The organism is Aquibacillus halophilus, assembly GCF_009649745.1.
GTDB lineage: Bacteria > Bacillota > Bacilli > Bacillales > Amphibacillaceae > Aquibacillus > Aquibacillus halophilus.
In genome coordinates this window covers 122,761-144,421 of the sequence record NZ_WJNG01000008.1, presented here as the reverse complement: position 1 = coordinate 144,421, position 21,661 = coordinate 122,761, and the positions used below count along the sequence as shown (strand labels likewise).

Genomic DNA, 21,661 nt, shown 5'->3' with positions numbered 1-21,661 from the left:
GGGTTAATATCACCATTAGCAATCAAATTGTCTAAGATATTACAGATGACATAATTACCATCTGCTTCCCCACTTCCGGTTAACCATTCGTTATGGTTACCGCCTACTCCGTGAAGCAAATACAAAACATTATATTTTTTGTTTGTATCTGTTTCCTTGTAACCAGGAGGTAGATATACATTGCATTTCTTTGTAATTGGATCTCCTTCAACTGTTTCTCTTCCCGCTTCTTTAGAACTAATATTCTCAGATGTCACAAGCTTACGATAAGCATTTATATAGTTCCTTACACTGTAGACAACCTCAAAAACACTACCCTGAAGGTCCGTTCCAGTGGATTGTTTGTACCCAGGGGGTACAGCTTTCACATCTAGGTTCATCAACACCACTCTCATTTCCTTTTTTGTTTCTAGAATAGAAATACTTGTATTCTAACAGCAATTCTTAACTACAGAGTAATTTTCTTGCCCGTTTTTGCACTTTCAATCGCACCTAATACCATAGAAATGCTTTTAATGTTATCAGTACAATCTGTTTCTGCTAATCTCCCTTGTTCCAACGCTTCAAACATTTCGTCTAAGCAGCCAAAGTGGCCATCCCTACCGGCCCAATTTAAAGGAACTTCTACAGTTTTAACCGGCCTAATAAAAGCTTCTGGTTGTGATTTGTCAACTACTTCGCAAACCGGTGCGTGATGACCATCCCATTTTGCTGACCCTTTACTTCCTGTAACTCTCCATTCTGATTCCCACGAAGTGTTTAATCCTTCCGCACACCACGAACCATTATAAGTAAAGACAGTGCCATTCTCCATTTCAAAAATACAAATTGCAGATGCATTTCCTTTATACCACGAGCTTTTGGAATTGTATTCGTGACAATAAACAGAAACAGGATCCAATCCTGTGATAAAACGTGCTTGATCAAAGGTGTGAATCGCCATATCTAAAATGAGAACGTTATCCATTACATCACGAAAACCACCGAAGTGAGGTCCAATGAAGAAATCGGCATGAATCGATTCAATATCACCAATTACATCCGCTTTTAAAATGGATTGGAACGCACGGATTTGCTTTAAATAGCGACGATTTTGCATCACGAAATAATGCTTTCCTGTTTCCTTAACTAGCCTTACTTCTTCTCGTGCGTCCTCCATCGTTTCTGCCATAGGCTTCTCACCAAACACATGGCATCCTGCTTTTAGTGCTGTTTCTACTACTTGTTTATGACTAGCAGGGATTGTCGCATCAAAAACTATTTCAGCTCCCGATTCAGTAATAGCTGTGCTCAAACTAGTAAACGTAGGAACATCAAGTTTTCGTTTTTCCGCCATCTTGATTGCACTCTCTTCAAAAATATCCACCAGACCAACAATAGTAGCATTTTCACGTTGCACTGCGTAATCGATCCATGTATTGGCCATACTTCCACAGCCAGCTACTATGATTTTATGTTCATTCATATCATCACTCCCTTCCTCATAGCAAGGGTAAGATTTAAAGATTTAAATGGCGTGTAAACCACCGCTACCAGGTTCCAATTCGGATTTGTTCCGAAGGATTGGTATCAGGCACCAACTGTGAGTACTTGTACATATGAGGTGCTTAGTCACTTTCCGACAAAAAGCGGGAAGTGACATGCATCCCATTGTTCAACGAATCCCGATTGTATTAGGAATTGGAAAGTCTTTGCCAACCCAAATCCCTTCAATTAAATGCTTTGCAAAATGCCCATAAATGTTTTTGTTGTTAATGATACTTGTTAAGAAAAACGAAGGAACTTACACGAATGTGGTGCCAATGTATAGCTAATATTGTTATTACTAATTGGGGCTTCCGTATGATTCCATAAGTCCCTAGCTAGTTTAGACTCACTACCATTCAGTTCTTCTAAATCTACAGAAACAGTTGTCTCTTCATCACTTATATTGAATAGGGCAGCAAAAGTATTCCCGTTCCGATCACGCGCAGACCAGACAACACAATCATTTTCTCGATATATTTGTCTCGCGCCATATGAATGTTGGTGGACGTATAATACTTCTTCATTTGTTAACAATGATAACGTCCATTCATCGTTATCCTGAAGCTCTCCACCAAACATAAGTGGTGAGCGGAAGATAGACCAAAGTGTCATCAGCGTAACCTGCTCGTCTTTGGTAAAACGTGTCCATCTGTCACCACCACCTCCGTCAAGCGAGCGTATTCCGATATGCCCAAGTGGGAGCATATCTGCGTCTGGCCAGTAACCTTTCCCATTATTTTTACTCCATTTGTAACAACGCTCAAACATGTCATACAACAACTCCCATTTATCCCAATAGTCATCGGTCATTCTCCACATGTTTGCATGCTCTTCTAATAAACTCGCATGTTCTAGCGGAGCAGGTCCTGGTGATAAGCTTAGAACAATTTCCCTGCCACAGTTATCGATAGCCTTTCTAATTGCCCTTATTTCTTCTGTATGAGTGCTGTATAATTTTGAATCTGCAATATCGTCCACTTTGACAAAGTCTATTTCCCATTCAGCGTAAAGTTGGAATAAAGAATCATAATACGCTTGTGCCCCTTCCTTTGTCATATCCACTCCATACATATCTGTATTCCACGGACATATGGAATTGGGTCTTGCAATATCACGCGCCCCTTTAGTAGTACCTAACAAATTAGTATTTCGATGAACTGCTTGTCTGGGGATTCCTCGCATTATATGAATGCCAAACTTTAAATCAAGACTATGTATATAATCAGCTAATGGTTTAAAACCCTTTCCACCTTTTGCAGATGGAAAACGATTTTCTGCTGGTACCAACCGTGAGTATTCATCCATCTCCAATGGTACAAACGGACGATAAACAGAAGACTCTGCACCAGATTCTGACCATTGAATATCCACAACGACATATTCCCATCCATATTCTTTCAAATTTTCGGCCATGTATTTAGCGTTTCCTCTTACCTCATCCTCCCTAACTGTCGCACCATAACAATCCCAGCTATTCCATCCCATCGGAGGTGTTAAAGCAAATTGATGATGTTTCATAGAGCCACTCCCTTTTAATTTCTACTATACTACCATCATACCAGTAATGTAAGCGCATTTAATAGAGGGTTGTTCTCAGAAATGTAGGAATTTGTTCTGCTCCCTTTTATGGTAGACTACGACTACCATAAAACATTTCTCCAGAAACTAGAAAACAATTGACCCCTTAAAATTATTGAGATATTCATTTGGTCAATAGAATTGGTATCAGGCACCTCATATGCACAAGTGTCCATAGTTTTGTATATGCTTGTGGTTTCTACATAGATTTTTAGAGATAAACTTATTAATGATGTAAGTGAAAAAAGATTGGGTGAATGTTCATGTTACAGTATGGTATTCCTGAATATTTTATGTAACTTACGACTCAAATAAATACCTATAGATTAAAGCAATAGCATTATTATATTTATAAGTTGAAAAACTTATATTATATAAATATTAGTTATAAAGCTTATACCTATATAATATAAGTTAATAAGCTCATTTTTTATAGCTTATTAACTTATATTTCCTGCTTACCCTTTAATCAAAATCAATAGATAAAATATGTTAATGTTTTAACCATCGAACATCCGAAATTACTTTTTAAAAAGTTTCTGATGCTATCATTACAACTTTCAATCTGTTTAGCAAAAGCACTTTGGCTAATGCCTAGTTCTTTTGCTACTTTCTCTTGCGATTCTAGAATCAATATTTGTTTAAATAACAAATATAAACTGGAATTTGTTTGAGAGAATACAAACACTTATAAGGAGGGGAAACAAATGAGTAAAAGCCAAGACGATTGGGGATTGACAGAAGATGAATTGGATAGATTAGAAGATGCGATTTCAGATGGAATACTACCAAAAAGTGAAGCTTTGTCTAATCGTGAAAACATTAAGAGAGGACTCTTGACAGTTGGTGAACTTATCGATATATGGTCTAATGATGATGACGATGATGAATACTGATCCTAAATAATTAAATGGGGCTGATGTCAGGCACCACCTGTAGACACTTGTGGATATGAGGTTCCTGACACTAATTTTCCATTTTGTGTAACATCCATTTTAGTAGTCCTCCTTCGGTACTAAATTAGAGGTCATGCATGACACTCTCTATCGTACCAAAGGGACTTTTTTTATGCACTTGTCATCTCCGTTGATATTTCCCCAAATTTTCTTCCTAACAGGAATGCTCCTTTAATTGCAAAGTGCTTAAGCACATCATAAACAAGGTGGCACCGCTACGACCACTCTACTTCAAACCTTTCACTCCAGTTTCTAATATTTCCATTTGAAGCAGTGTCTGTTCGTCTGTAATGGTTTTATCTTTGCCATGGATGATGGCTTCATATAGATCATCATATACTCTTCCATAATCGCCATTTACGGATTTCAGTTTTTCTTCGTGGACTGTTCCTTCTTCAACAATATATGTCAGTACACCATAATGTTTGATGGTATCTAGACCAAAATCTTCGTTATCAGGCATGTAAAATAACTTTAAATGCTCTTCCTGACGATCTTTGGTTCCTTTCACAAAGCATCCCTTTTTGCCATAAACGACGAAGCTAGGTCTTTCTATCAGTCTAAAATAACTCGATTTAATAGATACCTTCAACCCTCCATAATATAAATCTATATCAAAATAATCGTTCATTCTTCCTTGTCCCAATAACTGCCTTACATCATAATGGATATGATCTGGCTTGCCAAAATAACTAATAGCCTGATCTAGTGTATGGCAGCCATGTCCAGGAAAAAGGTGCCTGGAACTCCCGGTGGACAGTTGTCCATTCGAAGTACCAGGTACCGTTTCTCCAAGCAGGGGACAGACACTTACAAAAAGACATCTACGATAAATATTGATATAATTGAATTAGTTTTAGTTCATATTTACATAGAAAAATTGAAAAGGAGACGTGACAGATGAGAACAATTAAGCTTGGAACAAGTGATTTAGAAGTACCTGTTGTTGCAGTTGGTTGTATGCGGATTAATTCACTCGATAAAAAAGAGGCAGAAAGCTTTGTACAAACAGCATTAGAAAATGGCGCGAACTTTTTTGATCACGCTGATCTCTATGGTGCAGGTGAATGTGAGGAAATATTTGCTGACGCTGTTCACATGAATGATGATGTTCGCGAAAAGTTGATTCTCCAGTCTAAATGCGGTATTCGACCAGATGTAAGCACATTTGATTTTTCCAAGGAACATATTTTACATTCTGTTGACAATATCCTAAAGCGTCTGAAAACAGATTATTTGGATACATTTCTTCTTCATCGTCCGGACGCACTAATGGAGCCTGAAGAGGTTGCAGAAGCCTTCGATATTCTCGAAAGTTCTGGAAAAGTAAGACACTTTGGAGTTTCCAATCAGAATCCAATGCAGATGGAGCTTTTAAAGAAATATGTAAAACAACCGATTGTTGCCAACCAACTTCAATTAAGCGTTACCAACACAACGATGATCTCAAGTGGGATCAATGTCAATATGACAAATGAAGCTGCAGTAAATCGTGATGGCAGTGTGCTTGATTACTGCAGGTTAAACAACATTACCATCCAGCCTTGGTCACCTTTCCAGTATGGATTTTTTGAAGGGGTATTCCTCGGAAACGAAAAGTTCCCAGATTTGAACAAACAAATTGATGAGGTTGCTGCAAAGTATGGGGTATCCAATACAACGATTGCTATTGCATGGCTGCTGCGTCACCCTGCGAACATGCAACCTGTAATCGGAACGATGAATGAAGGACGATTAGTAGACTGTATAAAAGCTAGCGATGTCCACCTTACACGTGAAGAATGGTATAGCATCTATCGAGCTGCTGGAAACATACTCCCTTAATTTCAAGCACGATTATTGGTCGCACATTATTAATGGCAGTTGTCCACGGATTGTGATTGACCCTTTCTCCTGGTTAAGTCAAAAAGCTTGTCTGACTGTGGGTTTGAAATTATTATAATTAAAGGATGTAGCCGTTACCTTAGTTAAGGGGACGGCTATTTCTTTTTGTTTAGATAACGACAAGTAACAAATAGTGCCTATTACAAAGCCACATTATGTACTTCCCAAATATACAAATCTGTTACATTGCCTTCCCAATCAACTGATTATTCAATAAGACGAGAAGTTAATTCCTCCTCGTCTTGTCTACTACTTTTATAAACCGTTTTTCTTAATAAAATCCTCAAAATCATCTTTTGTGTTATTTTGTAAGCGTTGCTGATTGAATAACTCATCCACATAGGATTTATCTTCTATGTAATAAATAATTTTCTTGAATTTAATCATTTTAGATAGTATAGATGGGATTAGTAATCAATTCTTTATAGGTTAACTCTGGAAAGCTATCATACAACTTCACTAATGTTTTCGCTCCAACCCCGGGTATCTTAGAAAACGTTAACCATAAAGTTTTACTCATGTAAGTCACCACTTTTCCTAGGATTATCTCCTCGTGCGACCTAATACAATTTTTTCTACCCTTTTTGCCCCAGCACGTAGAAGCAGTTCCTGACACGCAGAAATGGAACTCTCTGATGTTGCAATATCGTCCAGTAGAAGGACTTTTTTCCCTTGAAACAATTCTTTATCTTCAACGCAAATTGAATCTAAGTGTGGCTTGATGTATCGCGGGCCACCGCTCGCTACTTTTTCGATGGATGTATGCCTTCGGAGGCAGTGCGTTCCATCAGTCCTTTCCTTTTGTTGTGCTAGCTTTTTCCCTAAGTCACATATGCCAGATTCTATTTTCTTTGCATTGGAGGAAGGTACGATACAGATAATTACCATAGATTTTATACGGTCATTTAACTGTTGATAAAAATAATCAATTGCATGATTTTCCTGATCCTTTAAATCTAAGATGTTTTTGCTATGTGTATCAAAGTCAGGGTTGTAAGTACCATCATAGTTCCGATAGGGATGATAGTCTGCTAAACTTTCTAACACAACAGGTTTTTCTTCATCTAGCTTTTCGTAATATAGTTCCTCGAAAGAGTTGCCTGCATCGCCTAATTTCCCAATTCTAGCAATTAGTTTTTCTCTATCTCCGACCTTTCCGAAAAAATAGATAAGGGAATGCTGCTCCTTTTGTTCAATACAAACACCATAAATGGTTGTCCTTTTTGTAAGGAACCGCATAATTTTTTTGATTTTGAGAGCTTCTTCTACACGGTCTCTCCCATATTTTAATCGGTCTGAGTTAGAAGCGGTATGCTCCCACTTAAACCCCTTCTCCAATAATAGATGGCTGTAGAAATCAACATGATTCCCATAACGGAACTGCTGCACCTTAAATACCTCACCCACTCTTAAATGAGCCTCTATTTCTAGTAACATTACCATTCCCCCAAACACAAATCCTAACTTATAACAAATGGTTGTTTAATTTTGGCTAACATACCTCAACAAAAATTTAGATAAGGAAGTTATAATTAATTTATTTCTTGATATCTAGTTCTTTTTTCAACGCTTTAACTAGAATAGAAGAAAAATTTATATTATTGTTCTTAGCTAAAACATCCAACCACGCAGGTACAGTTAGAGTCTTTTTCACAAAAACCTCTTTGACTTTTGACCTGTGGTATGGCATCCATATATTAATATAAACCATTTGTTGTTTTCGTTTTATTTTTAGTTTTTCGATTTCTGATCTTTTTGGTAATTCTTTATTTTCATTTTCTAAATCTAAAATCGTTAATGATAAAAAGTCCTGTGCTGCAGTTATATAGTCTTCACCCTTACTTACACAGGTCATAACATTTCCAAAATCAGGAAGTATAATATCAATAATTTCATCATCAGAAAAGTCTAATATTATGGGATAGGTGTAATTTTGATCCATAGAAAACTCCTCTTTCTACTTTAATACGCTTATTATAACACGTGTTCAGTACGTGTCAATATCAAGGACGCTTTTTTGTAATGCGGACTCATTTATGGTAAATTATTCTTATTCCCTTTTTATTCATATGTGTCTAACCATAGTCCAGAAAATAAAATACAATATAATAAGCAGAGAAAATTAATAATTAATTTCTGTTAGTTTTATAGAAACATATACAATTTTATATGAATATACAAAATGGACATTTACTTTATATCCACTCTAGTGAGATATGCTATGGGTATGGTTTTTAAAAGCATTCGCTACCAATTGAAACCCTCAAGCAGATTAAAATTCAGTTTTTAATTATGAATTTATTTTCTGGAGGGGAAACCATATGAACTTCAAAAAAGTGGAAAAATTGCTCAAAAAAATGGATGGATTCATGTACGCACATCGGGGTCTCACGCCCAATTTAAGAAAGTGGGAATTAACTTTGTAGCTACTGTTCCAATTCATGGAAATAAAGATTTATCCATTGGGGTATTAAAAAGCTTAGAAAAAGGGACTAGCCTATCTTTAAGAAAAAGATAGGCTAGATTTTTATTTACATTTACAAGAATAACGTTTAATCAACAATTACCTGCTCATGACCAGTACCAAGTATTATTGGAAATATCTAAACATCAACATTAATCTTTTCCTCCGCAAAATCACTTACTGTAACTTCTTCTCTATATGTGATTGGCGAATGAATAGAAGTTGCGTCAAAAAATGTATTTTACATATCAGTTTGGATTTATTCGGAAGTGAGAGGACTGTTTGCCAATTTGAGTAAGAAGATGATGCAAGAACTTAAGACTACTATTTTCTCATACAATAAGTATTTATTCCTCTAATTTACTTACCTTATTTTAGTCCGAACAAAAAAAGCGCCTGTCACTTCCCGAAATATGTCGAGACCGACAAAAAACGGGAGTCAGGCACCACATTGGGTACTATTCTGCTTTTCTTTTGAAAATTAGTTGATTAAAATCTGTCGTTACATCTCCATTGAAACCAGCTATTTGTGGAACTACATTTATTAGTTCCCATCCTTCTTGCCCTAAAGCGTTTAATTGGCTTTCAAGGTCCAAAGCTTCGCGTTCTATTATTTGACCATTCCATGTCATTACGTGATATTCCCATTGAATCATTTTATCTCCACTCTCCTTCTACGGTTATTTTCGACAAAAGTATGTTTTTTCCTGCAAAAGAAAAGTCATCCAACTCCATTACTTACTATGTTCAATAACATTTTTGAAAGTTGATATTTAGGAATTTCAATATTATTAGTCATAAATTCTTCTAAAATATCTTTCGTAGATTAACTTATATTTCCTGCTTACCCTTTAATCAAAATCAATAGATAAAATAAGTTAATGTTTTAACCATCAAACATCAAAAATTAATTTAAAAAGTTTCTGATGCTATCATTACAACTTTCAATTTGTTTTGCTAAAGCACTTTGGCTAATACCAGTTCTTTTGCTACTTTCTCTTGCGATTCTGGAATCAATATTTGTGTGAGAGAATACAAACACTTATAAGGAGGGGAAAAAAATGAATAAAAGCCAAGATGATTGGGGATTGACAGAAGATGAATTGGATAGATTAGAAGATGCGATTTCAGATGGAATACTACCAAAAAGTGAAGCTTTGTCTAATCGTGAAAACTTTAAGAGAGGACTTTTGACAGTTGGTGAACTTATCGATATTTGGTCTAATGATGATGACGATGATGAATACTGATCCTAAATAATTAAATGGGGTTGATGTCAGGCACCACCTGTAGACACTTGTGCATATGAGGTTCCTGACACTAATTTTCCATTTTGTGTAACATCCATTTTAGTAGTCCTCCTTCGGTACTAAATTAGAGGTCATGCATGAGACTCTCTATCGTACCAAAGGGACTTTTTTTATGCACTTGTCATCTCCGTTGATATTTCCCCAAATTTTCTTCCTAACAGGAATGCTCCTTTAATTGCAAAGTGCTTAACCACATCATAAACAAGGTGGCACCGCTACGACCACTACTACTTCAAACCTTGCACTCCAGTTTCTAATATTTCCATTTGTTGTACTGCGCAATACATTAATCTGTTGTTATTTTTGTCTGTCTTATTCAACATTAACGTTCTAACATAAAAGACGCGATATGAGATAAACGCACCAATTACCTGAATAATATTTATAGCGACACTATCTTCACAAATTCTAAAGCATTATGTACAGAAATCGTCACCTGTTCAAAAAAAACAAATTTATTGGTTTCTCTCATATTCAAAACCTCCAAGTTTGCTTAAAATAATGCACTTTCACTGTTTAATTCTTCATTATATCTTCAATAAGCTCCATAGCACCTTTTAAGCGCTTTTCATAATTACCCTTTAAGATTTTATATTGAATATTTTGTTTGTCTAATAATGTCTTTAGATGGTTGTTATTCTTTAGTCTTTCTACTTCCGTGCCATGCTTTCTTAAACCATCATGAACCCATTTCACATCTGGCTCAAGAAAGATCCAGAGATCATAATCCTGTAATTTTGCAATTTCATCTAGCACTGTTTGATGCTCATTATTGTATAAATTTGAATAAAACTGAGTCACGATTGCTTCCGTATCTATAAACAAAAGCTTGTTTGCACTTTCTATCGCTTTTATCTCTTCCATCTTGTGACCATAGGCTATTTGTTGATAATCCTCTTCTGTAATTATTCCATCACACCCAAGTTCCTCATACACAGTCCTTCCATACTCAGCTACGTATGCTGTGTTATATATCTTCGCAAGGTTTCTAACTAATGTTGATTTTCCACAGCTTTCTGTTCCAACAACTACAACTCTCTTAACAAAGTACGGTTTAATTATGTCAGGGATAAAATTCCAATTATGAAAAATCCCTTCTGCTCGGATTTTAGAAGCTGAAATATTAACATGTTTGCGGTTAGGATCAATTAATATATGTTTAGAATCTGGATACAATTCTGCAAAAATATCTTTATAGGATGGTTCTGAACTAAAGACATAATCAATTGGTTTACCAATTTTCTTTTTTATTAATTGACTTCCTTCCCTCCAATCATAATCATCATTTCCGTAATCATCTTCTATGGGTATAACTTTTACATGTGGCATATCTTTTGTTAATTTAGATAGCCAGCGTAATCGAATATAATCGGGGACATAGTTCATTTTAGTATCGTCACATAATTCTTTATCACGTTGTTTACTATGAGATAAAACAATATACAATTCATCTACCATGGCAGAAGCATAAATAATTGCATAAACATGCCCTAGATGAAGTGGAAGGAATTTTCCCCCTATAAATCCAACTGTCATTTATGTCGCCTCCTGACTTTGTTTAATTTGCAGTTTCCGCCAATTGAAATAGCCATAAATACTATTTACTAGAAATGCTGACCACATTACAAGCATTGAGAAATCATTTCCACCTTGAGAAATAAGTGCACTTACCCAAAGTAAAATAGAAAGAATATTAACTGATATCCATAGAAGCCATTGTTCGACAAAACGTTTTAACATTAGAATTTGCGCCGTTACGGACAATACGTTTGTTGCTGAATCATTCCACACATTATTGCCACCTAAAAATTCCAAGAAGGATCCATAGGCAACTGTCAATAATATTACGGATATTATAGTATAGCACCAGCCTGATTTTGAAAGACGTTTAATTAATACATCTTCTCCTTTTACATCGTGTACTGTTTTGTTTTGATTCCATAAATAAATTCCAATAAATTGAACCGGAAAATAAAATAGAGCATTTAACATCGCTTCTCCATAAAGTCCATATCCATAAGCAATATAAGCATATGTGACTGTTTGGACAATACCGAAGTAATAATTCGAAATTTTACCCTTCGCAACTAATACAACACACAACATTCCACTTATAGAAGCTATTAATCCGACCAGGGAATCCGACCATGCAAAGAAAAGATAAATGTTAATCAATGTAAATACTAGTAACCATAACTTCTCAAAACGTGTCCAATCTCTTAGGAAAGCCATCCAATCTTCTCCTATCCTACTAGCCTTTAAGCTTTTTACTATATACGGATGTAATTGGTTGAAAATCATTAAATCGGTAAAGCTGTGCTGGTGTTTTAGAATAGCGATTTGACTTTTTTAGTTTTCCGTTTTCTGAGACAGCTTCTAGAAAAGGCAGTGTAGGTGCTTTTCTAAAAAAAGCGGCATCTGTCTTTATGGAAGGATCATCCAATACTGTTAATAACACACCTTGCAGTTCGGATAATACAAACTCTTTAGGCAAAAAGTGTTTTGCAAGCGTGGTTAATGCCATGTCCTTTTTGATAAACCAAATCGCATCATCGATAATTTTTCGATGGTCAAAAGCAAGATTAATTTCAAGCGCATCTTCAATCGTAAGAAGCTGAATATCCGAAGCATCCTTAGTAGTTTTACGATTCTTAAGAAATTCTTCATTCGCAATTACATAATGAGCATTTGACAAAATCCATCCTCTATCATCTCGACCAGGTGAATCATAGACTCCAAAATGCTTAATGCGTAATCCACCAACTCCGGTTTCTTCATAAAGCTTTCGTTCAGCAGTTTGGAAAGCTGTTTCATTCGAACGAACAAATCCTCCTGGTAATGCCCATTTGCCAGCTTCGATATTTGGATTTCCTTCATGATCCTGGTTACTTCGTTTAATTAACATGATTTTTAAAAATTTTATCGGGGGCTTATACTGCCCGTTACTTTCGGAAGTTATAGTGAATACTGCTATGTCACTTGCATAACCATCAGGTGTAATAAATTTTTTTGAGTTATATTCTCTAGAAACCACTTTAATCCCCCTTGATTAACAATTTGTTAATTGTTAATTAAATTATAATGTATAATTGATTATCAGTAAAGAAATATTTGGTAAATAACATTAGGTCGATAATTAAGCTCTCAACTGTTGAACGATTGATGTCAGGCATTTGCTATAGCTATGTATGTTCTTTCTTTTCTTCGTCAGTTAATTCATTAATTATTTTATTCAACGTAGTAATTAAATGGAAAATATTGTACAATTATTTGATACTATAAAAAAGGTAGTGCAACCATTGGGTACATTAATCGATAATAGTATTGAACTATTAATTGAGGATTTAAGACAAGAGATGTATAAGGCTTACTCAAGGGATCCATATGGACCTGAAGTAATAGAACTATCACAGCAACTAGATGAATTAATAAATATTGCTATGAACAAAAAAGAGCCCACTAATTGAAGTGAGTTCTTTTACATTTGTCTAACATTTGTCAAAGGCTGGCACCGCTACGACCACTCTACTTCAAACCTTTCACTCCAGTTTCTAATATTTCCATTTGGAGTAGTGTCTGTTCGTCTGTAATGGTTTTATCTTTGCCATGGATGATGGCCTCATATAGATCATCATATACTCTTCCATAATCGCCATTTACGGATTTCGGTTTTTCTTCGTGGACTGTTCCTTCTTCATCGATATATGTCAGTACACCATAATGTTTGATGGTATCTAGACCAAAGTCTTTGTTTTCAGGCATGTAAAATAACTTTAAATGCTCTTCCTGACGATCTTTGGTTTCTTTCACAAAGCATCCCTTCTTGCCATAAACTACGAAGCTAGGTCTTTTTATCAGTCTAAAATAACTCGATTTAATAGATACCTTCAACTTTCCATAATATAAATCTATATCAAAGTAATCGTTCATTCTTCCTTGTCCCAATAACTGTCTTACATCATAATAGATATGATCTGGCTTGCCAAAATAGCTGATAGCCTGATCTAGTGTATGGCAGCCATGTCCATATAAAAATGACGAAGCAGGATCAAAAGAATGAACAGACTCAGGTACTTCGGGACGATAATAGTCAAAATGCATTTCCACTTCCAGCAAGTCCCCAATTTCCCCTTCTTCAATGACCTTTTGGACGGTTAAAAAATCACTATCAAAGCGTCTGTTTTGATATGCCTGAACGATTAATCCTTTCTCACTGGCCAATGCAAATATTTCTTTTGCCTGTTCGGAGGTTTCCATAAACGGCTTTTCAACCAGACAGTTTTTGTTATGTTCTAATACCAATTTTGCGTATTGATAATGACTGTCATGTTGGGTGCAAATAACAATCAGTTGAATGTCTTTGTCATGTAACAATTCATCTAAATCAGAAGTATACTTTACTCCTGGAATACTATCCCAACTATCATGGTCTGGATTTCTTCGATAAATGGATTGTACCTTTACACTCTCTCTTTGCAATACGAACGGCAGATGATATCTGTTCGTGCTTTTTCCATTTCCAATATAACCGATAGTAAGCATAACAGCCTCCTAAAATCTTGTAATTATTCCGGTATTCATAACTATCTCCACTGGTAACTTTCTTGTTATTAGTATATATGGGGAATAAAAATTTCTCTATAGCTTTAGCAAAAATGAAGCACTGGATTACAGCCACAAGAATGTACCACTAGTTGCCATGAGATTTACCGTTTGCTGTCAAAGTATTTACCAGAAAAAACTTAGAAATATTAAATAATAAAGCCTAATCCTCTTATTTTGACCGAGGAATTAGGCTTTTGGCTTTCCACAATCTCGCCAGATTGCGGACTATTATCTTTTATTGCATAGTATTGTTGTACTGTGCAGCAAGAGATCCTGTTTTAAATAAAGTTCATCTTCAATTAAACTGCCAAAAAATTGAAGAAAGGCAATACCAGGAGCAATGACCTTGGTGCAACCGGGTTCGTCAATTAACCGACAAACGGCAGAGCGTCCAAACAGCCTCGTCTGAATAGCAAACTAGGGTTGACAAACAGAACTTTTAGATGGAGACCAGTTCTGCGAGCTTAGTCACAACGTCTGCTATTGGTTCTTCTGCAGTGCTCAGACCGGTTCGTGATCCGAGCAAGGGACTGACTTCACGTAGAGCTTCATACGTTGTTTCGTGCACAATCGGAACGAGACGCTCGCGAGAGAGGAGTACCGAAAGTTCTTTGTCGGCGATACCCTCTGCCGGGAGGCGGCGTAGCATCGCAGGAGTCACCAGCACAATCCCAACTCGCGAGTTCGCCAAACCCTTGTCTATTGCGCGAAGTAACGGCACGCCGAGGCTAACGTCCTTCTCGCTGAACCAGACGGAGACACCGCGTGACTCAAGCAGATCGTATAGTTCCTTGGCGACCCCCTTCCGGTCGTCCCACGCATGACAGAGGAAGACGTCCCGAAGGTCAGGTCGCTTTGCCAGGTCTTCGACATTATTACGTATTGGTGTGAGGGCCCTAACTTCTTCAGGCGTGTACAACACGGACGAACCTGCTCCCGACCAACGAGGCTTTATACTGCGACCAGAAACACCGCCGTTGCTTCGACCGCCCCCACTTCTCAGGGCCGAGGAATAAGACGATGGTGAGTACGACCTGTAGCTACTATTATGGCGACCATAACGCCCGCCGCACGCTGGGCAGTTAGCTACGGCACTCGCTGATCGATGTCCCCTTACTGGAGCCGTGCATCTAGCCATGACCATTCCCCCCTACTTGAATGAGCAGTTCTGACCCTTTTACTATATCCATTTCAATTGCCTCCTTAATTTTCGGTTCATTGCAATTTTTCCATTTTATCTTCCTCTTTAAAGCTAAGAAAGACTACACTTGGCATCCCAAAAAATTATCAATATATTCTAAATACTATTTTAACTTATTGTTTTTGTAAAATAAAGGAAATATTTACATCATTTTGCCGAATGTAGTTATAAACAAATTAAATCCAGTATACCTTTAATAAAAATTAAAAGAGTCTAAAGGGTATAAACCTCATCTTTGGCACGTCCATTTATTTCAATTATATATTTAAAGCAACGTTATCTTCGGTTATATGGTCCAATTGTTGAAAACCTTCGTAATCAAAAAAAACATTTGAATAAAGTATTTTACTGCGTAGTATAGTCTACTACGCAATAAAAGAGTTAACTAAAAACAGTCCGTCTTTTGCAAAAGGGGGACTGTTTTTAGGTTTTCTAAGATTTTTGATACTCTGAACTAAGGATTTATTCTCTGATACCAATTAAGGTTGCAGTGGTAAACATACTAGTGTCGAAGGGCAAGGTAGGATATCTCTTATTGATTAGAAAACAATGAATGAGGGATCAGGATTGGTGTCAAGCACCATCAGAGTTTCACCAATGGACTTCTTAATAATATTAATTCAGTCAAAAAAAGCTGGTTCAAAGCAGAAACACTGTTATGAACGAGCTTTTTTAAAACTATTAAATAAGAACTGAGTTATTAAGTTAATACTTTCATTTTACTACACAGTATGGTGATGGGATATTAACTTAATTAGATGATATTAATAGAATTGGTTCTCTAAAAAAAATATTTTTATAAATCTTCAAAACCCGCCGAATACGACGTTTCAAATACTTTGATCTAACTACATAATCTCTTTAAAAAGGTGATATTTTTGGATCAAAAGAAGCAAGAAACCGAATTAAAAAAGCAGTTGGTAGGTAAAATCATAAAAAAGAATAGAGAGGCTGCAGGCATGACTCAACCTCAATTAGCTGAGATATCTTCAATCGATTATAAGTATTTAGGTAAATTGGAGAAAGGAATCTACAACCCTAGCTATTTAAAAATGTTCGAAATTCTTAATGGACTTAAAATAAATCATGACGAATTTAAAAAGGAAGTTGAACAGGAGTTTAAAAAGCACGGTCTTAGCTTACACGGTAATCTTTAAAAATCATTCAATTAATCCCCAAAAGGAGTGTTCACCTGAATGAACGACATCTTCACATCCTATCATGTGAATTACCGAACAATGGCGATTATTCCTGCTACACATTTCGATTACCAAACCATTGTTCTCGAATCAGGTAAGAAGCTTTTTATAAAACAAACACCTCTCGAAATCATCAAAGTGGCCTGCCTAGATGGTGGCGCTAGTTATGATGGAAGGCGAGCAGCAGTGATGTACCAAACCAGTTGCCACCGAAAAGTTCCGATTCCTATCAACCCAAGCAAGAACATTTTCACCTTTCCTACGCATTCACCCAGCCAGTTACAATGCAAATGGATTTTCTACAACCACGTAAAAATAATTAAACCCTATTATTCTTCAAAAAGTCTCATTCCACAATCAATTATCACCTTTAAAGATGGACAACAAATTATAGTAGACGAGTCTTATTATATTCTAGAAAAACAAATGCAACGAACCGCGATTTGCATTTTGCAATTCGCCTCAATTGAAAAACCACTGATGACTGTTTAACAGAGTAACTAAATCCCCGATACCACAACTTGAAAGGAAACTACCAATGAACTATATCAAAGAAATCAATGCCCTATACAATCATCTCGAATTTAACCCTCTATCAAACTCGGCAGTACTCCTGTGGCATGCCTTAATGCAAGTAAACAATAAAACTGGCTGGAAAAAGGAGTTTACTGTAGCAGCAATGGTATTGTGTGTAAAAGCACAGTTAAAAGACAGCACGTTTAAACGTGCAAGAGAGGAACTAAAAGAGAAAGGATATATTCATTTCCAATCTCGTGGTGGCAACCAAGCTGCTATCTATCAAATGATTAGTTTGACCACCTTTGAGGACCACAGTATCACCTGCAACAGTGACTCCAATATGATTGATCTAACCGACGAACCAAAAGATAACGACATTTCTGACCAGAAAGCCGACTACAATCTGGACCACAAATATGACCACACTCCGGTCCCATTAATTAAACAAAACAATGTAAAAATAAAACCAAACAAAAATACAATAATAAATACTACCAACAGTGTTATTTCGTTCTACCAAGAAAATTTTAAAGATACGAATGCCTACTTAGAAAAAGAAATCACTAATTGGGTGGTGAGGTTAGGTGATGTGTTAGTTATTGAAGCAATGAAACGATCACTCATACAAAATAACGTTTGTTGGGGATATGTAAATGGCATTCTCAAGAAGTGGTCTGAAAAAGGTTTTGTGACTTTAGAACAAGTAGAGGCTAGTGAAGAAGCTTTTTATGCCCAGAAAAAACAAGCCTATTACAAAACACCACAAACCGGGAAACAAGAGATTATCCCCGACTGGTTTCACAATCGAAATAAGCACACAGAACATTTATCATCAAACCTAAGCATCCAAGCGGGCGAATCAGATGTTGTTAAGCAATTGACTGATTATCTAGAAAGGAAAAAACAAGTAAAAGCTGAAGTCATGTAAGTTCAAAATCGTGTGGCATATAGAATCGTATACTCGCAAATTATTACATTTTTGTGAACGAACAGGATAATCTCTTATGCTAGTAGAATTACTAAAGCATTAAAGTTAAGGGAGAGATTAACGTGAAAGACAATGATCGTATGTGCTGTCTTTTTTGTGGAAAGTACTTTAACTATAAAGATAGAGTATTCTTTGATGAGATGCATACTGTTTATCACCAAGGGTGCTATAGGTATCCACCCCTATACCCCGTCATTGACAATGGGACTTTCCTGAAAATTATTAAGAAGTATGATTTTTTTAATGAGTTGTTGCCGTTTCAGGTCGTAGAATAGATTGTTGGATTGGGTGGACTTTATTAATATTCTACATTAAAGAGCACATTCCATGTTAATTAGAAATGCGTTATTTTGGCTTCCAATAATTGTTGAAATAATAAACTAATAGTTTAAGCCGACACGTAGTTTAACAGTTTCTATATTTTTAATTCTTAGTCCGAATATATAAGTTGAGAGAACATAACGGTATAGCCTTAAGGGTGCCACCAGATTTTCACAAATGTTTTTTCCTAAGATAAGATTGGGCATAACTACATACTTAGGTTTAGGTGATTACAATAATTATTAAATGATGCCGCCCCCAGGTGAGAGTGGTAATATCTTAACTTAATGTGCTTAATTAAGGTGCCTGTCGTTTCCCGAAATATGTCGATGTCGACAAAAATGGGAAATGACAGGCACCACATTGTTCAGTTCACCTCTTATTACCAGGGCTCACTGAGCTTGCCTATAATGTCACTACGAGATAAAACAGACGCACATCGTTCCCATAATTGTTGCTTAGGGTCTAGGGTCTCACGATACTTCAAGGTAAAAGCATTTTGAGCCTTTTTCCTTTCGTGAATGTATTCGTTCATCCGCTCTTTAAGCTCTTCTTCATCTTCTATCCATTCATCATCGATTGTGTCGGGGAGACTGCCAAAAATGTCATAGGTTTCACGCAGGCGTTCTGACAATACGTTGTAAACTTTCTCATCTTGAGTTTCGCTATAGACAAGATTGAGCATATCGACAAACTTACGCGACTGACCGAACCGCTTGATTCTACCCAATCGTTGTTCAAGCCGAGACGGATTCCAAGGAAGATCAATGTTAATCAAGGTCCCTAGCGTTTGTAGGTTCAACCCTTCGCAAGCCGCATCAGTTGCTACTACTAGTCGGATCTCACGGGTTCTAACAGCAGCCTTGATTACTTCACGTTCGACATTGTTAAACTGCACGTCTCGGAAAAGGCCGCTTTTTCCGACACCGGCATATACTGCCACAGTTTCATCTTTGAAAGATTTTGCCAGTTCTTTGGCAATCCATTCTGCAGTGTCATAGTACTGACTGAAGATAATGCAACCGTGCTCAAGCCATGTTTTCCCATCAGTCGTGAATTCAGTTAAGAACCACTTCACTGTATTGAATTTAGAATCTACCGCTTCAGGGCGTGAGAGCTGCGTCTCTATTTCTTTGAGACAGGCGACTTCTGCAGGAGTCATCTCAGAAAGGATGTGTTCTACTTCTTCAATGCGGTCGTCATCCTCATTTGAAATAGAGTGTGTTAGCATCTTCTGTGCGGTTTTCAAACCAGATGCAAAACTTGAACAAATACGCTGAAGCATTAACGATTTCATAAAGCCGCCAGCTTTGGTTCTAGATTGAAGCAACTTGCTAAACTCTTCGGCTTTTCCATACGCAACCTGAAAGGGCGTATTGGTTGGAATTCCCAAGCCCACAAAGCGAGATTGATACTGGGCAAGATTCCGGGTTAACGGGTGCGTATGAACCCCAACTTTTTCTAACAGACCATCTTCCTCAAGCTGTTTTCTTTTTCTTAAAACAGTATGACGCAATACGGGGTTATTTTCTTTGAAGAATTTGGGATCCAGACACTCAGAAAGCCACATGCTTTGAATCATATAGCCCAGGTCCTCATACCGGTGTCCACAAAAGAAGGACTGGGAGTCAATCCCCAGATAATCACGAATTTGCTGGACAATATGATGTTGATTAGCTGGAGGAAGTGGGTTGCTTAGCCACCGCCAGACCTCGTGTTCAGAAGTTACTTGACTTTTGCCAGTCACCAGTGGAATCGCTTGTGCATGGTCTCGCCAAGGGGATAATGAATCCCCAAGAACAAATTCTGCACCGCTATTCAGGATTCCCAAAAGGTCCCAAAGTTCCCGGACATCCGTCTGGATAGGAGTCGCAGTACCCAGTATCAAATGGCGGCTACGCCTTCCTATTTTCAGCATAAAAGCGAGAAGATTGTTTGGTTGAGATGCTTTATTACCAAGTCCACCTCTTGCTCGTGCTTTATGTGCTTCATCCAAAATTACTATACCAAATTGATTTTTAAGGAGCATTCCTGCTTCTTTGACAAAATGAGATTCCTCTCGTTGGTGCATGATCAATCCAGTCGAAATAATGGCGATTCTGTATGGACATTTTCTTATAGAAGAAGCATCTCCGCGTGGTGATAAAATCTGACCTTCAACACCAAGCCACACCTTTTTTTGAGAAGACCAGACAGCTGAGGGAATCCCCAGTTTATCCATCATCTCAATTTGCCACTGAATCGTTAAAGTGGACGGAGCAAGAATGAGAACAGGACCATCTTCAAGAAGGGCGCTCACCAGAGCACTTGTTGCCATTGAGAGAGTTTTACCAACCCCGACCTCGTCGGCCAAAAGCAAGCGGGCTTTACCATATGTTTCCCGGTGCTCCAAAAACATTGTTACAAAGGAGCGTTGCCATGGCTGCAATTGTTCTCCACCCCTATATATTGGTGCTTCCGCCATTGCAGCAGCCGGGACCTCATTGGGTTTCAATACTTCTAGCTTGATTTCCCGACGATTAGCCACACGATTAATTTCTGCCAAAATGGCTTCTGGTAGAGGAACACCGTCGCTCCACAAGGCCCAGAACTCTTTCTCTATCCAGTCAGCGCTTTCCTCATCGTCATCCTCCCATACTAATTCATAGTTATGGGAAAAGGCACTTTTCGACTCGTTTACAGATCCAATGAACGACTTACGTGTACCATCCAGATAGTGTATAGATCCAGCTTTTCCATGCAAAAACAGGCGTTCTCTCGGCACAACACGGATTTCCACATTACCGGAATGCAATAACTGGTCGAGAATCTGATAACGCTCTTTTTTCAACAGCGCTTCAGCTTCCACATCCACTTCATTCCAACGTTCTTTAAGTGCTGTATTCCTAGCTGTGACTGTTGCTACCTGAAAGTCGGCCAAATCCAGTTCGGAATTACAGATAATCTTCACTTCTGGAATTTGAGCGATTTCCTCGCCAATCAGCTCAAAGATAGAACTTCTGAAATAGCCTGCAATACGGAAATATTTTGATGCACTTCTCAGAGTTTTAGCCAAAAATTCTGTATCCAATTTTTCCGTTCGGGAGGAAAAACGCTTTAACGTCATATC

Annotated in this window: 21 protein-coding genes and 2 pseudogenes; 8 read left to right on the top strand and 15 right to left on the bottom strand. The window is 37.2% G+C overall.

The window, feature by feature from the left end:
* From GH741_RS11745 to GH741_RS11735, 3 genes and pseudogenes are all read right to left on the bottom strand, one after another.
* A pseudogene (locus GH741_RS11745) lies at window positions 1-368 on the bottom strand (alpha/beta hydrolase); the annotation flags it as partial.
* A gap of 80 nt (window positions 369-448) precedes the next feature.
* Complete coding sequence (locus GH741_RS11740) at window positions 449-1,465, bottom strand: Gfo/Idh/MocA family protein (RefSeq protein ID WP_153736977.1); 1,017 nt, start codon at window positions 1,463-1,465, stop codon at window positions 449-451.
* Window positions 1,466-1,764: 299 nt separating this feature from the next.
* Complete coding sequence (locus GH741_RS11735; protein ID WP_153736976.1) at window positions 1,765-3,045, bottom strand: glycoside hydrolase family 27 protein; 1,281 nt, start codon at window positions 3,043-3,045, stop codon at window positions 1,765-1,767.
* A gap of 767 nt (window positions 3,046-3,812) precedes the next feature.
* Between GH741_RS11735 and GH741_RS11725 the strand changes: the two genes are divergently transcribed.
* Entirely contained in the window at window positions 3,813-4,001 is a 189-nt protein-coding gene (locus GH741_RS11725; protein WP_153736974.1) for a hypothetical protein, read from the top strand.
* Between the two features lie 286 nt (window positions 4,002-4,287).
* Here the strand turns inward: GH741_RS11725 and GH741_RS11720 are convergent.
* Window positions 4,288-4,788 (bottom strand): annotated as a pseudogene (locus GH741_RS11720) (Gfo/Idh/MocA family oxidoreductase); the annotation flags it as partial.
* A 173-nt stretch (window positions 4,789-4,961) separates the two neighbouring features.
* On the opposite strand from GH741_RS11720, the gene GH741_RS11715 reads away from it, so the two are divergent.
* A complete protein-coding gene (locus tag GH741_RS11715; protein WP_153736973.1) occupies window positions 4,962-5,885 on the top strand; it encodes an aldo/keto reductase in 924 nt (307 codons plus the stop codon).
* Between the two features lie 315 nt (window positions 5,886-6,200).
* Here GH741_RS11715 and GH741_RS22130 read toward each other — a convergent pair whose 3' ends face one another.
* From GH741_RS22130 to GH741_RS11705, 4 genes are all read right to left on the bottom strand, one after another.
* Window positions 6,201-6,332, bottom strand: coding sequence for a hypothetical protein (locus tag GH741_RS22130; RefSeq protein ID WP_276608229.1), 132 nt, complete (start codon window positions 6,330-6,332; stop codon window positions 6,201-6,203).
* A 1-nt stretch (window position 6,333) separates the two neighbouring features.
* Window positions 6,334-6,465, bottom strand: a complete 132-nt coding sequence (locus GH741_RS22125) for a hypothetical protein (RefSeq protein ID WP_276608228.1) — start codon at window positions 6,463-6,465, stop codon at window positions 6,334-6,336.
* Between the two features lie 23 nt (window positions 6,466-6,488).
* Window positions 6,489-7,382 carry a hypothetical protein gene (locus tag GH741_RS11710; RefSeq protein ID WP_153736972.1) on the bottom strand — a complete coding sequence of 298 codons (894 nt, stop codon included), beginning with the start codon at window positions 7,380-7,382 and terminating at the stop codon, window positions 6,489-6,491.
* A 100-nt stretch (window positions 7,383-7,482) separates the two neighbouring features.
* Window positions 7,483-7,887, bottom strand: coding sequence for a type II toxin-antitoxin system HicB family antitoxin (locus tag GH741_RS11705; RefSeq protein ID WP_153736971.1), 405 nt, complete (start codon window positions 7,885-7,887; stop codon window positions 7,483-7,485).
* Between the two features lie 354 nt (window positions 7,888-8,241).
* Here GH741_RS11705 and GH741_RS22425 point away from each other — a divergent pair, with 354 nt between their 5' ends.
* Window positions 8,242-8,463 carry a type II toxin-antitoxin system HicA family toxin gene (locus GH741_RS22425; protein ID WP_420809399.1) on the top strand — a complete coding sequence of 74 codons (222 nt, stop codon included), beginning with the start codon at window positions 8,242-8,244 and terminating at the stop codon, window positions 8,461-8,463.
* A gap of 404 nt (window positions 8,464-8,867) precedes the next feature.
* Here GH741_RS22425 and GH741_RS11695 read toward each other — a convergent pair whose 3' ends face one another.
* Window positions 8,868-9,065: a DUF4177 domain-containing protein gene (locus GH741_RS11695; protein WP_153736970.1), complete on the bottom strand. Its 198-nt coding sequence runs from the start codon at window positions 9,063-9,065 to the stop codon at window positions 8,868-8,870.
* 405 nt (window positions 9,066-9,470) lie between these two features.
* Here GH741_RS11695 and GH741_RS11690 point away from each other — a divergent pair, with 405 nt between their 5' ends.
* On the top strand, window positions 9,471-9,659 hold the full coding sequence (locus tag GH741_RS11690; RefSeq protein WP_153736969.1) for a hypothetical protein: 189 nt from the start codon (window positions 9,471-9,473) through the stop codon (window positions 9,657-9,659).
* 576 nt (window positions 9,660-10,235) lie between these two features.
* Here GH741_RS11690 and nadR read toward each other — a convergent pair.
* From nadR to GH741_RS11675, 3 genes are read right to left on the bottom strand one after another with little or no spacing between them, the layout of a single operon-like run.
* A complete protein-coding gene (gene nadR, locus GH741_RS11685; protein WP_153736968.1) occupies window positions 10,236-11,255 on the bottom strand; it encodes a multifunctional transcriptional regulator/nicotinamide-nucleotide adenylyltransferase/ribosylnicotinamide kinase NadR in 1,020 nt (339 codons plus the stop codon).
* Entirely contained in the window at window positions 11,256-11,951 is a 696-nt protein-coding gene (gene pnuC, locus GH741_RS11680; protein ID WP_153736967.1) for a nicotinamide riboside transporter PnuC, read from the bottom strand.
* Window positions 11,952-11,970: 19 nt separating this feature from the next.
* Window positions 11,971-12,753: an NUDIX domain-containing protein gene (locus tag GH741_RS11675; RefSeq protein WP_338079390.1), complete on the bottom strand. Its 783-nt coding sequence runs from the start codon at window positions 12,751-12,753 to the stop codon at window positions 11,971-11,973.
* Between the two features lie 214 nt (window positions 12,754-12,967).
* Here GH741_RS11675 and GH741_RS11670 point away from each other — a divergent pair, with 214 nt between their 5' ends.
* Window positions 12,968-13,186: an aspartyl-phosphate phosphatase Spo0E family protein gene (locus GH741_RS11670; protein ID WP_153736966.1), complete on the top strand. Its 219-nt coding sequence runs from the start codon at window positions 12,968-12,970 to the stop codon at window positions 13,184-13,186.
* A gap of 58 nt (window positions 13,187-13,244) precedes the next feature.
* On the opposite strand, the gene GH741_RS11665 is transcribed toward GH741_RS11670, so the two are convergent.
* On the bottom strand, window positions 13,245-14,261 hold the full coding sequence (locus tag GH741_RS11665) for an oxidoreductase (RefSeq protein ID WP_153736965.1): 1,017 nt from the start codon (window positions 14,259-14,261) through the stop codon (window positions 13,245-13,247).
* Between the two features lie 502 nt (window positions 14,262-14,763).
* Window positions 14,764-15,243 (bottom strand): toll/interleukin-1 receptor domain-containing protein, encoded by a 480-nt coding sequence (locus GH741_RS11660; protein ID WP_240795480.1) that lies wholly within the window; start codon window positions 15,241-15,243, stop codon window positions 14,764-14,766.
* A gap of 1,160 nt (window positions 15,244-16,403) precedes the next feature.
* On the opposite strand from GH741_RS11660, the gene GH741_RS11655 reads away from it, so the two are divergent.
* From GH741_RS11655 to GH741_RS11645, 3 genes are read left to right on the top strand one after another with little or no spacing between them, the layout of a single operon-like run.
* Window positions 16,404-16,682 carry a helix-turn-helix domain-containing protein gene (locus tag GH741_RS11655; protein WP_153736963.1) on the top strand — a complete coding sequence of 93 codons (279 nt, stop codon included), beginning with the start codon at window positions 16,404-16,406 and terminating at the stop codon, window positions 16,680-16,682.
* Window positions 16,683-16,721: 39 nt separating this feature from the next.
* Window positions 16,722-17,216, top strand: coding sequence for a competence protein ComK (locus tag GH741_RS11650; protein WP_153736962.1), 495 nt, complete (start codon window positions 16,722-16,724; stop codon window positions 17,214-17,216).
* Window positions 17,217-17,262: 46 nt separating this feature from the next.
* On the top strand, window positions 17,263-18,171 hold the full coding sequence (locus tag GH741_RS11645) for a DnaD domain-containing protein (protein ID WP_153736961.1): 909 nt from the start codon (window positions 17,263-17,265) through the stop codon (window positions 18,169-18,171).
* A 763-nt stretch (window positions 18,172-18,934) separates the two neighbouring features.
* On the opposite strand, the gene GH741_RS11640 is transcribed toward GH741_RS11645, so the two are convergent.
* Entirely contained in the window at window positions 18,935-21,658 is a 2,724-nt protein-coding gene (locus tag GH741_RS11640; protein WP_153736960.1) for a phospholipase D-like domain-containing anti-phage protein, read from the bottom strand.
* Window positions 21,659-21,661: the final 3 nt, after the last annotated feature.